The 15,373-nt window shown below is 54.5% G+C and carries 12 protein-coding genes; 7 read left to right on the top strand and 5 right to left on the bottom strand.

Annotation, left to right across the window (positions count from 1 at the left end; all coding sequences use genetic code 11):
* Positions 1-78: 78 nt before the first annotated feature.
* The 4 genes from ACSQ13_RS19240 to ACSQ13_RS19225 form a co-directional block, all read right to left on the bottom strand.
* On the bottom strand, positions 79-1,107 hold the full coding sequence (locus ACSQ13_RS19240) for a YeiH family protein (RefSeq protein ID WP_295511660.1): 1,029 nt from the start codon (positions 1,105-1,107) through the stop codon (positions 79-81).
* Positions 1,108-1,237: 130 nt separating this feature from the next.
* On the bottom strand, positions 1,238-2,722 hold the full coding sequence (locus ACSQ13_RS19235; RefSeq protein WP_295511661.1) for an aldehyde dehydrogenase: 1,485 nt from the start codon (positions 2,720-2,722) through the stop codon (positions 1,238-1,240).
* Positions 2,719-4,047, bottom strand: a complete 1,329-nt coding sequence (locus ACSQ13_RS19230) for an epoxide hydrolase family protein (protein WP_295511663.1) — start codon at positions 4,045-4,047, stop codon at positions 2,719-2,721. The genes ACSQ13_RS19235 and ACSQ13_RS19230 overlap by 4 nt, the downstream gene beginning before the upstream one ends.
* 13 nt (positions 4,048-4,060) lie before the next feature.
* A complete protein-coding gene (locus ACSQ13_RS19225; RefSeq protein WP_295511665.1) occupies positions 4,061-5,521 on the bottom strand; it encodes a PLP-dependent aminotransferase family protein in 1,461 nt (486 codons plus the stop codon).
* A gap of 176 nt (positions 5,522-5,697) precedes the next feature.
* On the opposite strand from ACSQ13_RS19225, the gene ACSQ13_RS19220 reads away from it, so the two are divergent.
* The 7 genes from ACSQ13_RS19220 to ptuB all read left to right on the top strand — a co-directional run bounded on the left by ACSQ13_RS19220 (position 5,698) and on the right by ptuB (position 13,912).
* The gene (locus ACSQ13_RS19220) at positions 5,698-6,738 is read left to right on the top strand and encodes a TRAP transporter substrate-binding protein (RefSeq protein WP_295511667.1); all 1,041 of its coding nucleotides are present in this window, start codon (positions 5,698-5,700) and stop codon (positions 6,736-6,738) included.
* Between the two features lie 116 nt (positions 6,739-6,854).
* Positions 6,855-8,126, top strand: coding sequence for a TRAP transporter large permease (locus tag ACSQ13_RS19215; RefSeq protein WP_295511669.1), 1,272 nt, complete (start codon positions 6,855-6,857; stop codon positions 8,124-8,126).
* Positions 8,127-8,190: 64 nt separating this feature from the next.
* Complete coding sequence (locus tag ACSQ13_RS19210) at positions 8,191-8,769, top strand: TRAP transporter small permease (RefSeq protein WP_295511670.1); 579 nt, start codon at positions 8,191-8,193, stop codon at positions 8,767-8,769.
* Between the two features lie 713 nt (positions 8,770-9,482).
* Positions 9,483-9,755 (top strand): hypothetical protein, encoded by a 273-nt coding sequence (locus ACSQ13_RS19205; protein ID WP_295511672.1) that lies wholly within the window; start codon positions 9,483-9,485, stop codon positions 9,753-9,755.
* A 28-nt stretch (positions 9,756-9,783) separates the two neighbouring features.
* Entirely contained in the window at positions 9,784-11,469 is a 1,686-nt protein-coding gene (locus ACSQ13_RS19200) for a recombinase family protein (protein WP_295511673.1), read from the top strand.
* Between the two features lie 435 nt (positions 11,470-11,904).
* Positions 11,905-13,257 (top strand): AAA family ATPase, encoded by a 1,353-nt coding sequence (locus ACSQ13_RS19195; protein WP_435988145.1) that lies wholly within the window; start codon positions 11,905-11,907, stop codon positions 13,255-13,257.
* Positions 13,258-13,261: 4 nt separating this feature from the next.
* Complete coding sequence (gene ptuB / locus ACSQ13_RS19190) at positions 13,262-13,912, top strand: retron Ec78 anti-phage system effector HNH endonuclease PtuB (RefSeq protein WP_435988144.1); 651 nt, start codon at positions 13,262-13,264, stop codon at positions 13,910-13,912.
* Positions 13,913-14,156: 244 nt separating this feature from the next.
* On the opposite strand, the gene ACSQ13_RS19185 is transcribed toward ptuB, so the two are convergent.
* Positions 14,157-15,149 (bottom strand): helix-turn-helix transcriptional regulator, encoded by a 993-nt coding sequence (locus ACSQ13_RS19185; RefSeq protein WP_435988143.1) that lies wholly within the window; start codon positions 15,147-15,149, stop codon positions 14,157-14,159.
* Between the last annotated feature and the right edge of the window lie 224 nt (positions 15,150-15,373).

Genomic DNA, 15,373 nt, shown 5'->3' with positions numbered 1-15,373 from the left:
TGAAAACGAAGGTCGGCTTCGCCGCTGAAGCACCACCATGCGTTTCTGCGAAAGCAAAAGGCGGCTAATCGACAACGTTCAGAGCGATAATACTCCAAGTAACACGAATGCAACTATGAAAATCGTCTCAGCGACAATCAAAATAATGGCTTGGCTGCCAACATCAAGGATGCGCTTGAGTGAGGTTTTCATGCCCACTGCAGCAATCGAAACCAAAAGTGCCCAGCGAGACAAACTGGACATGGCGTTAACGATAGATGCTGCGATCAGACCCGCCGAATTCATCGCCGCGAAGATCAGAAACCCGATGACGAACAGGGGCAGGATGGGCGGGCGTTTCTCGTCACTCTCCTGCGCAGCAGCACTGCGGCGGACCAGAACGGAAATGACAAGCACAACTGGCGCAAGCATGGCCACGCGGATCAGCTTGACCAGAGTGGCGACTTCGCCAGTCTGATCCGAAACAGAAAAACCAGCGCCAACCACTTGTGCCACGTCATGAATGGTTCCGCCAAGGAACACGCCCGCGACCTCGGGGCTGAACGCAAAAAGCTCGCACAGGATCGGATAGACGATCATTGCGATGGTTGACAGAACCGTAACTGACAGAACGGTAAAGATCAGGTTGCGTTCGGACTGCTCGTTTTTGGGTAAAACTGCCGAGATTGCCATCGCGGCGGAGGCTCCGCAAATTGCCACTGACCCACCTGTCAGCAGGCCAAAGCGCCAACCGCGATTCAGAAGCCGCGCGCCGAGGAGTCCGAAGAAAATGGTCACGATTACCCCTACGACAACGAGCGCAATCAGCTCAAATCCGAGCCCGACCATAAGGTCGAGACTGATCCGAGCGCCCATCAACGCTACGCCAAGGCGCAGCACCGTGCGGGAGGTGAATGCGACCCCGGCTTTGCAGGCTCCATCTTCGCCCAGGAAGTTGAATGCTATCCCCAGTAACAACGCCATGAGCATGGCGGGCGCGCCGTAGTGCTCTGACAGAAATTGGGCGGCCGCGGCGACGACAAAGGACACAAGAAACCCTTGGCCATTCTCACGCGTAAAGGCGCTAAATCGCTGAAGAAGCTTAAGGGCAGGAACAACGGGCTGCATTGGTAAAACCTTTGTCTAGTGTGCGTTTTCCCAAGGCTGAAGGCACATGGTTTAGAATGAGAAATTAGGCCACCTCGATCTGCGAGGCAGCCCAATAGTTGGACAAAACAATCTTGGAAGCAGGTTCCTACTAAGTAGTGATCCAGATCGTCTTGGTCTGCATATATTGCGCCAATGCTTCGGTGCCGTTGTCGCGGGCTAGCGAACCTGACATTTTGTAGCCGCCGAACGGTGTTTTGATATCGCCTTCGGAAAAGCCGTTGACCGACACTGTGCCGCAAGGCAGCGAACGGGCCATGTGTAGCGCTCGGTCGATATCGCGCGTAAATACAGTCGCGTGCAGGCCGTATTCGGTGTCGCTCGCAATCGCGAGCGCTTCGGCATCCGATCTGACCGACATGATCCCAAGCACCGGGCCAAAGATTTCCTCGCGAGCGATTTTCATGTCGGGTGTAACAGCTTCAAACACGGTCGGTTCAATGAAAAAGCCGGGCAGGTCGCTGTTGCCGCCCATGATTTTGCGCGCGCCCTGGTCCATACCGCTCTGGATATAATCCATCACCATGGTCTTGTGATCCTTGGTGATCATCGAGCCGATATCGGTTGACGGGTCCAGCGGATCGCCAAGACGGAAGGTTTTGACCCTCTCACAGACGCGGGCAGTAAATTCTTCGACCAGAGGTGCTGCGATAAGTTGGCGCATATTAGCCGAGCAGTTCTGCCCACCGTTCCAAAACGCCGACATGGCGGCGTGTTCGATCAGATCATCGGTGATCGGCGCATCATCCAACACAATAAAAGGGCTCTTGCCGCCCATCTCAAGACCAACGCCTTTGAGGTTGCTGTCGCCGGAATAGCGCATGAACATCCGGCCCACCTCGGTCGAGCCAGTGAAGGACAAGGTATCGATGTCATTGTGCAAGCCAATTGCCTGGCCTGCGGTATGGCCATAGCCCGGAATGATATTGATGACGCCCGACGGAACGCCGGCCTCTTCCATCAACTGAGCCAGACGAAGGGTGGTCAGCGGTGTTTGTTCGGCTGGTTTGATTATTGCAGAACATCCGACCGCAAGCGAAGGCGCAATTTTCCAGGCGGCCATAACCAGCGGGAAATTCCAGGGTAGAACCGCGCCTGCAATACCGGCAGGCTCATAGGTGATCAGCGCCATCGCGCCCGGACCGGTGGGTGCGATCTTGCCAAAGGTCTTGTCCGCAAGTTCTGCGTACCACTGGAAAAACTTCGGCACTTCGGTGCCCACCTCATGCAGGCAGTCGGTGATGGTCTTGCCGGTATCAAGGCTTTCAAGAACCGCCAGTTCATTAGTGTGTTTGCGTACGAGGGCGGCGACTTTCAACAGCACTTCCTTGCGATGTTCCGGCTCTGCCCGCGACCAGGTACCTTGGTTGAACACCCGGCGGGCAGCGGCAACGGCACGGTCAACATCCGCCGCTTTGCAATGCGCAACCTCGGCCAGAACCTTCCCGGTTGCCGGATTGATCGTCTCGAATTTGTCGCCATCGGCTGCATCGCAGAATTTGCCGTCGATATAGGCCCGCCCGTTAGGGTTCAGCTTGGCGGCGATGGCTTGGAAGTCGGCATGTGTCATGGTCATCGGGTGGCTCCGTTGTCTTGTTTGCGCAGGCTGCGCGCGAATTTGCGAATGTCGTTGAGCAGCATTTCGGGTTCTTCCATCGCTGCGAAATGGCCGCCGCGGGGCATTTCTGTCCAATGTTGGATGTTATAAATGCGCTCGGCGTAGGACCTTGGCGGCCAGCGCAGCATTTCCTTCGGGAAGACGGCACAGCCGGTCGGCACTTCGACGCGGGCACCATCGGGCGAGAGAATGCGCCCGCCTTCTTCGCGCCGACCATAATAGATCCAGGATGCGGAATTGAATGTGCGCGTGGCGATATAGATCATAATATTGGTCAGGAGCTCATCCTTGGAATGCGCGTTTTCAATGTCTCCTACCGGCACATCCGACCAGTCATGGAACTTTTCCACCAGCCAAGCCGCAATGCCCACCGGACTGTCCATCATCGCATAGCTTAGCGTTTGCGGACGGGTCGCCTGCTGAGTGCGATAGCCGTTCTGCATGATCTGATCACGGTCGAATTGTTCTTCCCAAGCCACCTCCTCGGGCGTTTGCGGCCCGTCGGGATGGCGCATTGTCAAGACATTGATGTGAATAGCCGCGCAGGCTGGCGCGTGATCATAGCCCAGCCAGGAACAGATCGCGCCGCCCCAATCACCGCCCTGTGCGAGATAGCCGTCGATGCCCAAAGTGTCGGTCATCAAGGAATTGATGACGCTCGCCATTTTTCGCGGGCCGTAGGGGCGCTGGGGGCGTTCGGAAAAACCAAAGCCGGGCAAGGATGGCGCGATGACGGTGAAGGCATCGCTGACATCGCCACCAAACCGTTCAGGATGGGCCAGCGGTTCTATTAAATGAAAGAACTCGGCCACTGACCCGGGCCAGCCATGGCTGATCATCAGGGGCATCGGGTTAGGCCCGCTGCCCGGCTCACAGATAAAATGCATGTCGATGTCGTCGACCGGAGTCTTGAAATGCGAAAAGCTGTTGATGCGCGCCTCCTGCGCGCGCCAGTCGAAGCCATCGACCCAATAGGCGCAAAGCTCTTTGAGATAGTTCATGTTGGTACCGTAGTTCCAACCGCCATCCTCCGGCATGTAGTGCCATGGATAATTAGCGACCCGCTTAAGGATGCTCTCAAGAGCTTCATCTGAGACTTGGAAGGTGAACGGTATCAACTTGGGATTGGTCTTTATTCGATCCAACAAAAGGCTGCCTCCTAGAACCGAGTTAATTAGGTCAAAGGCCTTTTTTGCCCTTGCATATAGAAACCCAGTTAACTGGAAACGAGGACTTGCCACGAGAGACAGGTGCGGCCTTTCGAAGGGACAGTTGGATTTCACCTAAAAAAGGAAGCTACAGTGCAGCCAGAACTTCATCAGCGATAATCCGGACGCCCGCTTCAAGTTTTGACACCGGGACATAGGCAAATCCCAAGCGGAAGCTTCTGTTATTGTCATAGTTGAGGAAGTAGTCCCGCCCCCTGTCAACCAAGACTCCGCGTGCGCGCAGGCGCAGAGCCAATTCCGCTGCATCAAACCCCTCAGGACCCGTCAGCCAGAACGATGTCCCACCCTTGGACGCGGTTCGCTGCAACATGCCAAGATGATTGCTCAGGGCTGTGGTCATTGCGTGCCAGCGTTTTTCATAACGCCGCTCGATATTGCGCAGATGGGCATCATAGTGGCCCAATCGGAAGAACAGAGCTAGGATTTCCTGAACGATGGTCGGCGGGTGCCGCATCATTACACCGCGTGCAACGCGTGCCTCGCGAATAATGTCCCGATGGGCGACTATGAAACCAAGCCTGAGACCAGGAGATACAGTTTTTGACAGGCTACCGACGTAGATAACACGGCCGGATTGATCCATCGAACGCAAGGACGGTGAAGATTTGGTGACATAGTTCATCTCTGCTTCGTAATCGTCCTCGATGATCATGAAGTCTTTCTCTGTCGCCGATGCAATCAGTTCTTCGCGACGTCCTTGGCTCATGGTTACCATGGTCGGGAACTGGTGGCTTGGTGTGGTGAAGACCAGTTGACATCCCTTGGGGATGGCCGATGGGATCAGCCCATCCTTGTCGACAGGAACGCCAATTAATTCGTTGCCAGACAAACGGAAGGCGTTGCGCGCGCCAAAGAAGCCGGGATCTTCGAGCGCCACGGGCTTCCTGTTCGGCGCGAATATGGTGCCAAGTATGAAGAGTGCATTTTGCGAGCCAAGCGTTATCAGGATCTCGTCCTCTTCGGCATAGATGCCACGTGTGTTCAGCAACCTTTGCCGCAGTTGCTGGATAAGTTGGGGGCTGTCACTTTCGACAGAATCGTTGGCCCAAGTAGGCATCTGTTTGCGTCCCAAAGCCTGTCTTGTGCACTCGCGCCAGCTATCGACGGGGAACAGTTCAGGGTCGATCTGGTTATAGATAAATGGGTACGGATAGCTGTTCCAGTCCAGAGGATTGACCACCGGCATCAGGTTATTGGGCTGAAAAACAACTGGGCAGAGAGCGGCAGTGTTGTCGTCTGCTTTGATCTCGCTTGCCTTTTTCAAAGAGACCATTTGCGGATTCACAAAATAGCCAGAGCGGTCGCGGGAAATCAGAAGCTCCAAGTCGATCAAACGGTTGTAAGCCGCGAAAACCGTGTTTCGTGAAACACCAAACTGCTCTGCGAGTTCGCGGCAAGAGGGAAGTGGACGCCCCGGTGCCAACGACTCAGCGGTAATCGCGGCGCTCACTACCTCGCAAATTTGATCGCGCAGGCTCAGCGTCGAACTCTTCGGTAGCCTTAGAAATTTTGGGGCGGTTAAACTCAACGAGGCGACTCCCTGACAAAGTGGCTTACCATGGCTTTGCACCTTACCCGACTTTCTGGCTTCCGCTCAAATTTACGCCGCTCTGTCCTCTTCATTCACTTCATCTGTCACTTTCAAAGAAGACCGCGGCGGTAAACAGTGCACCCAAGAAATCTCTGTCAAAGGAAGGTGAAAACATGAAAACGAAAACCGTAGGAAAACTTTTTGCAATTGCAACTGCCATGGCTGTATCGGCGCAGGGTGCTAGCGCAGAAATGGTGTTGAAGCTGGGCACCGTTGGTCAGTTGGGCATGCCCATCGGCGATGGGATCGAACAGGCGCTGATGCCGACACTGGAAGAAGTGTCCGGCGGTCAGATGCGGATTGAGCCACACTATCGCAGTTCGCTGTGCGGTGAGCAGACTTGTGGCGAGCAGGCCAATCAAGGGCTGATACAACTCTGGACCAGCTCGACCGCCAACTTTCAAAGCTTTGGTACTTCGCTGTCGATCTTTGATTTGCCCTACATTTTTAAGTCCGCAGAAGACGCAGACAGAATTTCTTCCGAGTGGTTGGCAAAGAAGCAATGTGAAATCGCCGCTGAAGAGTCAGGCCATGTCTGCCTGACAGTCTATTCAAGCGGTGGATTTCGTCAGCTCGGAAATGCCCTGCGTCCCGTGCATGTGCCCTCGGACATGGAGGGCATCAAATGGCGCGTCACCAAAAGCCCGATTGAATACACTCTGATCAGCAATTGGGGTGCCGTGCCGGTCCCATATGACTGGACCCAACTTTATCAAGGCCTTCAGACCGGTGTTGTCTCGGGTCAGTATGTGGCGACTCCTTGGCAGGAAATCGCGAAGCTACACGAAGTTGCCAAGTTCTTTACCGAAATCAATGGTTCGTGGTCTGGCAACCAGTTGTCGATGGACAAACGCCAGTATGACGCGCTGACCGATCAAGAGCGCGAATGGCTTCACACCGCCGCTGATGCATTTGGTCAAAGCCAGCAGGAACTTGACCGCAAGTGGGTTGCCGACGGCGAGGCCATAATCAAGGCAGCAGTTACGGAGTGGTATGTTCCAACCGAGGAAGAAATCGCGTTGTGGCGCGCAGGTGCAGTCGATGCTTGGATCAATGCCAAAGGCACATTCGATCCTGAAACGGCCACTCGTGTTCTCGAAGAGCAGGGGATGAATGATTTCATCGCTCAATTGAAAGAAGCCGGGGCGCTCTAGGGCATTCCACAATAAACGCGGCGTGGGACCCTAATTCTGCGCCGCGAAATTCGCTCACCACATTTCAATTCGCCAAACTGAACAGGAACAAGGCCCCGATGGAAAGCATAGTGCTCATGATCGTTCTGGTGATGCTGATATTGCTCGGTGCACCTGTTGGATTCACACTGATCATGATCCCGGTGGTCTACATCCTGCTCACCGACGCAGCGCCGATGATCCTTATCCCCAGTCAGATGTTCAGCGCTATCGACTCGGTTCCACTTACAGCCATTCCGTTTTTCATGTTGACTGGTGAATTAATGACCAGTGCTACGATCACGGACAGGTTGGTCGAGCTAAGCCGTCGCCTGATCGGGCGTGCACGGGGTAGCTTGGCGCAAGTCAATGTCCTGGTCAGCATGTTTTTTGCAGGCATGAACGGATCGGTCGTCGCTGACACAGCTACCGTCGGGTCCCTGCTGGTGCCCGCGATGAAAAAGGCAGGCTACCCTCCAGCGTTTGCCGCGGCGATCACGGCGGTCAGTTCCACCATCGGTGGAATTATCCCGCCCTCGATCATGATGATCGTGCTCGCGAATGCGGGAGGCATTTCCGTAGGTGCCCTTTTTGCGGCTGGAATCATTCCGGGCCTCCTGATCGGCGCGCTGCTGATGGTCATCAACTACATCATCGCGCGCCGCAATAATTTTGAGCGGAGCGAGGAGCCATTCAGCCTCAAAGCGGTGATGGTCGTGGGCTACAAGTCCTCTTTTGCGCTGCTTATTCCGGTTGTTCTGGTCGGATCTGTCGTGTTTGGTATTGCGGGGGTGGTCGAAGCAGGTGCACTGACGGCAACCATTGCGCTGGCTGTTGGGCTTTTCGTCTATCGCACTATTACCTGGACAAATTGCAAGAGCGCCTTTGTCCGAGCCTTTCGCAATTCGGCAATGGTGTTTATCATCATCGCGGCCTCTGGTCCATTCAGCTGGTTGCTGACCTCAATGGGGGCGATCAACGATCTCGAACAATGGCTTCTGAGTTATACTCACAACCCACTATTGTTCGCGCTCGTCCTGGTTCTATTCATCTGTCTTTTGGGCATGGTTATGGACTCAGCGGCTAATATCATCGTCGTAGGGCCGGTGCTTGTAGATGTCATGGTGAAGGCAGGTTATCCGGATGTGCAGGCGGCACTGGTCGTGGTTGTCGGTTTCTTGATCGGCTCGGTGACGCCTCCTGTCGGAGTGGCGTTCTTCACGGCCGGAGCAATCGCGAACGTCAGACTTGAGAAGGTCGCAGTTGCGATGCTGCCTTACCTCGTGGCGCTCTTCGCGCTGCTATTCGTGCTGATTGTTGTACCCGACATTACGATGTTCCTGCCGAAAGCTTTGGGGTTCGTGAAATGACACTTAATCACGTCTATATGCCCACCATTATCGCCATCACAGCTTTGATCTTGGGGGCTTCCCGATGCTAACCGCCTTCAAGTTCATCGACCGCGCTGTCAAGAAAACCCTCACTGCTTTCTGCGCTGTTCTGCTGCTGCTGATGGTTGCTTTCACGGTCTACACCGTCGTCATGCGTTATGTATTTGAAAATCCGCCTGTCTGGGGGGACCTTTTGACGGTTCTTAGCAATATCTGGCTGGTTTTCATCGCCCTTGCGCTGACAGTTCGCGACAGGGACCATATCGCCCTAGACTTGATATATTCTTGGCTACCGATCAGAGTCGCCTTCGTCATTCAACAGTTTTGGTCTGTGGTGATCTTCGGGCTGGGTATCGTGATGATCATCTACGGGGTTGAAGCTGTTTCCACGATGGGCGGCAAATATTGGGAAATGTGGTACTTCGCTTGGGAAGATGGCAGCTTTGTCTACAAGCCGAATTACATGCCAAAGAGCTATGCAATCAGCATTGTCCCAATCTCAGGGTTCCTTGTCAGCGTCGCGGCCTTGGCATCCATTTTGGAGGATAGCCTTCGATTAAAGGCTGGTACCTATGAACACGCCAGCGACTTCGATGCCTCCGAAGCGCCCGACCCCAGTTGACTTGCCGCTTTTTGGGGAGTGTCCGACTGCTTCCGCGATGATCGTACGTAGGAAACCATCGCGCTTGTAGCTACTGGAGGGAGATTGCACAGCTGCAGGTCGCCACAAAATTGGACCAGAAACAACTGACACTGGTTTGATTTGCAGCACTCAATCCAGTTCACTGTAGGCTGATTTAAGTGATCAAACAGGTGACCACCAAGTAAGCGGAGGATCAGGTCCCAGAACTGTGTTTCAACTTTTCCACTACGCCTCGATGATGGGGTCTACAAATGAAGCAGTCATTGGGTTTTCAGGACGAACGGCAACAAAGTCCGCGACTTGATCCTTGAGCGTGTCGTTTCCACTGCGGTTCGCATGAATGACCGGTTTTCCTGCCGCGCAGCGGCGTAGTAATTTACGCTGCCGCAGCAATTACTACGCTGCGAGCGCACGCAGCACAAAATCAACAGGTCCGGTGTGGGCTCGTTCCTGCCTTTCGCCGCGACAGGCTTCAGTGTCTGCTATGCGTGAGGGTAGCCCTACGACGCTTGGTCTGCGTTTTGAGGACGCGGTCGGCATCAATATGCCTGTGTATTTCCGCTGCATTTTGCATCCGTTGACGTAAAGACGCCCGCAGGGATTTCCCTGCGGGCGTTATGGTCACCCTTGTGCGGGGTCTCGGGGGTTCCACGCTGCCGGTTGCTTGATGCCCAACAGGAAAGGAACCGCCAATGCCACTCGACAAACTGATCGACCTCCTCGCAGAAGCCGCAGTCCGGAAGCTCTCGCAGAAGCGGGAGGCAGAGACGGCGACGCCTGACGACGGATGTTCAGGCTACCCTTATGCCTTTGTCTGGTCACGCTTTTTTCGTCTTTATCGTTTATATTTCGTTGAGATAGTTGGCGGTATGCTTTTTCACCGAATAGATTTCAAAGAACGGAGTACGATTAACCCTGCCCAACACCTTTGTTTGACGCCAGAAGGCCCGGCGTCATCTATTTGATCCAACTATGAAGACTGGAGGATGACCAATGACCCGACACGCTACATTTCCACAACATCGCAAGGTCATCATCTACGCGCGATATTCGTCAGACATGCAGAGCCCAACATCGGTCAAAGACCAGATCGACCAGTGTCAACGAGAGGCGATCTCCAACGGCTGGACCGTCGTCGATGTGCGATCGGACGAAGGTATCACCGGCACCCGGGACGACCGGCCAGGCTACCAAGCGCTCATGAATGATCTTGAGCAACGGCGCTGCGACCTTGTGCTCTTCGAGAGCGTCGACCGTCTGTCGCGCGATCAGGAGCACTCGGCGCGCTTCTACAAAATTGCGACGCACAACGAGGTCGAGCTCTACGCGCTCGACAGTGGCTACGTCGACGCCATCAAGCTGGGCTTCTCATCGACGATGGCAGCCGCCTTTCTGGAGGCGCTGGCCTTCAAGACGCGGCGGGGACTGAGCGGTCGCATCACAGCGGGCAAGAGTGCGGGCGGAATATCGTATGGCTACCGTCCTGGCGCAGAGAAAGGCGACCTCGTGATTCACGAGGATGAGGCCATCATCATAAGGCGGATCTTCAAGGAGTATGCCGAAGGTAAATCGCCATTGAAGATCGCCACAGGGCTGAACCAGGATCTTATTCCCTCCCCGGCAGTCGGCACCAAGCGCAAGACGAGTGGGCATTGGAAGCAGAACACGATCAACGGGAATCGCGAACGCGGCACCGGCATTCTCAACAACGAGCTTTATGTCGGTCGGCGGATTTGGAACCGACTGCGGTATTCCAAGGACCCGAAAACGGGGCGCCGCGTGTCGCGGCTGAACCCATCTGAGAAGCTGACGCTGACCGAACTTCCAGAGCTGCGGCTTGTCGACCAAGCGCTCTGGGATGCGGCCAAGGCGCGCCAGGAGGCGATGTCGAAGGAGCGCAAGACCGTCGCTGCCGACGGCGGTACGCTCGCCGTGACACGACAGAACAAGCGCCGGAAGTATCTGCTGTCGGGGCTTGTTCGCTGCGGACTTTGCGGCGGCCCAATGACCGTGGCCGGCGGCAACGCCACGGCTGGGAAGAGACGCTACTACTGCGCCAATGCCCGTGAGAAGGGCGTGTCCATTTGCGCGGGGATGAAGGGCATCCTGCAAACCGATGTCGAGCACATCACGCTGACGGAGTTGCGCGATGGACTGATGCAGGACGCCGCGTTCGCCAAGTTCAAAGTCGATTTCGAGCGGCATACCCACGCGCAGGGAAAGTCCGTCGGCGAGGAGCTGAAGCACCGGGACAAGATGATCGCGGAGCAGGAGCGCAAGCGGGACAACCTCCTGAAGGCCGTTGCCGACGGAGACTACTCGTCCGCAGTCATCAAGTTCCTTAATGATGTGGAGGTGGAGCTGACGCAGATGACAGCGCAACGAGTCGCAGCTACGCCCGCGCCCGTGGATTTGCCGGACAACCTGCCGGAGCTTTATCGGGAGTATGTCGATGACCTGGTGGGGATGCTGTCACAGGAGGATGTCGTCGGACGCGCCGGTTTGGAGCTGCGAGAACTCATTTCCGCCGTGAACGTCCACCCCGCAAAGGCGGGAGGGCACACCATCACGCTGGAAGGTAAGTTCCTGGAGATGCTGGACAAAACAAAGCCCGCCGGAAGGGCGGGCTATGTTGGTTTAACAAAGTTCGTTTCAGTTGGTTGCGGGAGTAGGATTTGAACCTACGACCTTCAGGTTATGAGCCTAAAATTCCACGATTCCAATAGCTTAAGGAAACCAATGGCTTATCCGACAAGCCTTTGATTTTACAAATTTTCAATACTTACACTGGCCGACATTGACATGCATTCGTCGTCACAGATCGGCGCAAAATGACGTACGCTCGTTGACATGGCGTTGACATGGACTTCCACCGCCGAGCGAAAATGATGATCGCTCTGATGTCGAAATCGGCCCAGAGCCAACCTTCGTGCAAGGCGCAGCGGAGGGCCGCAGCCAACCCGAACCGGACGCTTTGTTAGAGTGCTCTTCTCTCCAGGATCAGTTAGCGGTAAGGTGTACACTGAGAATCTAGTCCCCATTAGTCGAGCCCCTCCAGCTTTGGCCATTTGAGTGCGAGGACTTCAAAAAAGCACTATGGGCAGGTGAAACGAAATGAAGATATCTAGTTTAAAATTGGAGAACTTTCGGCGGTTCACCTCGTTTTCAATTGAATTCGACAAACGCCTCACAGTTATCGCCGCCAGAAATGGGCACGGTAAGACGACTGTATTGGAGGGGGTCGTTTCGGCCCTCGGGCCGTTCGTGGGAAGTTTTGATAGTTCTAGCTCAAAGCATATCCAAAAAAGCGACGCTAGATACTATAGAGTCGGATCAGGATTTGAAAATGAGCAAGCATTTCCCGTTACTGTTTCGGCTTCCTCATTTACCCCACAGCTGGATTGGAGCCGTTCATTAAATTCGACAAAAAGCAAAACAACTATTAGGGAAGCGAAACCGCTTTCCGAATATGGGGCCACTCTTTCAAAATGCCTAAAGGATAGAACGGAAACAACACTGCCTGTCATCTGTTACTATGCGTCCAGCCGACTTTGGAACACGCACAGGAAAACAGTTCGACGGCAGGATCTAACCCGTAGCAGATCAGCAGGGTACAGCGACTGCCTATCCAATCTTTCAAATTTTGGGCAGGTGGAACAATGGATCAAGACTGCCACCTATGCTTCCATTCAGCAAAGCCAACAAGAAGGTTACGGACATGCTGGAACTGCCGATGCTTTGAGAGGCATATCAACTGCGGTAGAAACCGTACTTGAGGACGAAGGCTGGCGCAATTTTCATTTCAGTGTAACGCTCGACGAACTGGCAATGTTCCACGATGATCACGGTATACTGCCAGCATCACTGTTTAGTGACGGAGTTCGTGCGACTGTAATGCTTGTTGCTGATCTCGCGCTACGGTGTGCCCAGTTGAACAGCCCATTAGGCGCTGAAGCTCCAACAAAAACACCCGGAATCGTGATGATTGATGAAGTTGATCTCCATCTACATCCCGCTTGGCAGCAGCGCATCTTAAATACACTTCTGGGCTCATTTCCCGAGATACAGTTCATAGTAACCACTCATAGCCCGCAAGTAGTGTCTACGATTAAGAACGATCAAATTCGAGTGATAACATGGCAGAACGACGGAATTTTGACTGGCGGACATGGCAAAGCCGAAATGCCCTCACTGCAAACGCAGGGTGTCGCAAGCTCTGAAATTTTGGCGAATGTTTTTGCCGTTGATCCTATACCTGAAGTTGAACCAGCCGAGCAATTAACCGAGTACACTGCGTTGGTGCAACAGGGGCTAGGGAAAACACCGACAGGCGAGGAATTGCGTCGCGAGTTGATCAATCATTTTGGTGAGGATCATCCTGTCATCCTTGAGGTTGACCGTTTGATCAGACTTTGGGAAATGAAAGAACGCCTTGCTATGAAAAAGGCAACGCGTATTTCGGAGTAGACCATTGAAAAAACTAACTAGAGGGGTAGCCCCAGCTTGTTTGAGCTCCTTTCGACACGGTCGAGACAATTGGAACAATGTTAGCGCTGAGCAGAAGGCCGATATTTGGGAGAGCCTTCTGGCAATGCAGGGGAACCGTTGTGCATATTGTGAATGTAATATTGAAAACTGCGACCGCCATATCGAGCACTTCATTCAGAAGGGAAGATTTCCGTCGGAGACCTTCAACTGGGAAAACCTATTTGGATCGTGCTGCATAAGCGGTACTTGTGGAAGCCTTAAGGATCGAGTCGGCGCATATGTTCACGCGCACGTTCTCAAACCGGATATTGATGATCCTGACGCTTTTCTACTGTTTGTTTTAGACGGAACAATCAAGCCTTTGGAAGGTCTGACTGCTGAGCAAGAAGTGAGAGCAAAAACTACTCTAGCGGTTCTGGGTTTACATTATCAAAATGGTCAGCTGCGCAACATGCGAAGGCAGGCGGTATTGGGATATATCCAAACGGCAGAAGGCATTGCGGCGATTGCTGATGAGGATCCTGAAAATGAGTATGAATGGCGAGAAGAGCTGGATAAAGAGTTGAGCAAAGTAGCTGACCTTCCGTTTTCAACCGCCATAAGGCATATGTTTCAGTCGTTTGTGGATTGCTAATTGGGTGGTGAGACTTGCTTTTGGGGAGAGCTAACCCTTGCATCCACGTAATAACGCCGCGCCGTGGGCCACAGACGGATTGACGACGCGGAAAACCTCCGAATGTGAAAGTGCATCTTTCTGACTTTGCAAACTCCGTTACCTGCACACAGCCGCCGTCTGTAGCCGCCGCAGCAAAGGGCAGCTCACCGCCCTCTGCGACCATACACGTGGCGGCCCACCAGACGAAGCACAGCCAATCCACTCAAGGCAACACGGTAATCCTACTGTTCTGAAAACTCGCCACCATCTCCCGCAGCACGGCCGGCTCGATCACATCGACCGCATCGCCCCACTTGTAGAGATGCCAGGCCATTTCAACCAGTCCACTGGCCTCGAAAATTACAAGCAGGCCGCCATCGTCCTGTTCGACAATCTCCTGCTTCGGGTGGAACTCGAACTCACGCGCGGCGGCCGCGGCGGCCGGGCTAAAACGCCACACGACGCGGGAAACCTCTGCATCCGCGTGAAACGACCCGAAGGATTGCGCTGCATAGGCTTCGAGGTTGAAATCCTTGTCTTTCTCGAACCAGTCATTCGTGATCTCGACGTGCGCGATCCGGTCTAAACGGAAACGGCGCAATGGCCCATCCTTTGCCGTGTCACGCGCGATCAGGTAATGCCGCGTCCCCAGGAGAAGACCATAGGGTTCGATCACACGGCGGTGCGGCTCAGGATCCTGCGCGCTCTGATACCGTATGACGAGTCGAAAGGGTCCTCTCAGCGCTGACGCGATGACCAGCATAGCGTCGTAGGAGGTTTTTACCTTCGGTCCCGGGCGACAGGCATAACCCTTTGCCTCGAGGATCGCCTCTGCATCCACTTCGGTCTTTCGCGCATGGGTGGAAGGTAGCGTCGCCACCAATCGGTCGCGCAAAGTACGCAGGGCGCTGGCATCTACCGGGGCCCCTTCACGCTCAGCCCGCCGGATACTCATCTCGAGCGCGATCAGTTCACGTTCATAGATGCCCTGCATGCCCAGCATGCTTGTGTCACGCAGCTTCCATCTTCGGCGCCGTTCAGTGTCGGTCTGGTGCGATATACTCGGGAACACCTCTTTCAGGGCATAGATCATGCGCTGGGCCGTGCGCTCGTTGACGCCGAATTCCTCGGCGACCTCCTTCACGCTGATGCCCCGATGCCTTCCGGCTGACATACCAGCCAGCTTCAACAAGTCTTGTGCCTTCTGAAACGACATGGCGCGCGCCTCCCCGACAGTTTTTGACGTAGCACCTGCGTTATAGAGTATTTGAGGGCGATTCGTCGTAATCATGCTGAACGATTGAAGAATTTGACAGGTGCCTGGAGCACCTTGGTCAAAGCACGCCTTCATCACTCGACTGCTTGGACGCCTCCTTCCTCACATCACCCCCTGACGGTGCCCCATCATCCCATGGCGGCATGCCGCGTCAGCTCAGAACG

The organism is Sulfitobacter sp. SH22 (genome assembly GCF_965641905.1).
Lineage (GTDB): Bacteria > Pseudomonadota > Alphaproteobacteria > Rhodobacterales > Rhodobacteraceae > Sulfitobacter.
This window is presented reverse-complemented; position numbering and strand designations above follow the sequence as displayed.

Excerpts from the sequence above, each read along its gene's own strand:
- ACSQ13_RS19220 (WP_295511667.1), top strand. The coding sequence starts at position 5,698 with ATGAAAACGAAAACCGTAGGAAAACTTTTTGCAATTGCAACTGCCATG.
- ACSQ13_RS19235 (WP_295511661.1), bottom strand. The coding sequence starts at position 2,722 with ATGACCATGACACATGCCGACTTCCAAGCCATCGCCGCCAAGCTGAAC.
- ACSQ13_RS19205 (WP_295511672.1), top strand. The coding sequence starts at position 9,483 with ATGCCACTCGACAAACTGATCGACCTCCTCGCAGAAGCCGCAGTCCGG.
- ACSQ13_RS19210 (WP_295511670.1), top strand. The coding sequence starts at position 8,191 with ATGCTAACCGCCTTCAAGTTCATCGACCGCGCTGTCAAGAAAACCCTC.
- ACSQ13_RS19215 (WP_295511669.1), top strand. The coding sequence starts at position 6,855 with ATGATCGTTCTGGTGATGCTGATATTGCTCGGTGCACCTGTTGGATTC.
- ACSQ13_RS19240 (WP_295511660.1), bottom strand. The coding sequence starts at position 1,107 with ATGCAGCCCGTTGTTCCTGCCCTTAAGCTTCTTCAGCGATTTAGCGCC.
- ACSQ13_RS19185 (WP_435988143.1), bottom strand. The coding sequence starts at position 15,149 with ATGTCGTTTCAGAAGGCACAAGACTTGTTGAAGCTGGCTGGTATGTCA.
- ACSQ13_RS19200 (WP_295511673.1), top strand. The coding sequence starts at position 9,784 with ATGACCCGACACGCTACATTTCCACAACATCGCAAGGTCATCATCTAC.
- ACSQ13_RS19195 (WP_435988145.1), top strand. The coding sequence starts at position 11,905 with ATGAAGATATCTAGTTTAAAATTGGAGAACTTTCGGCGGTTCACCTCG.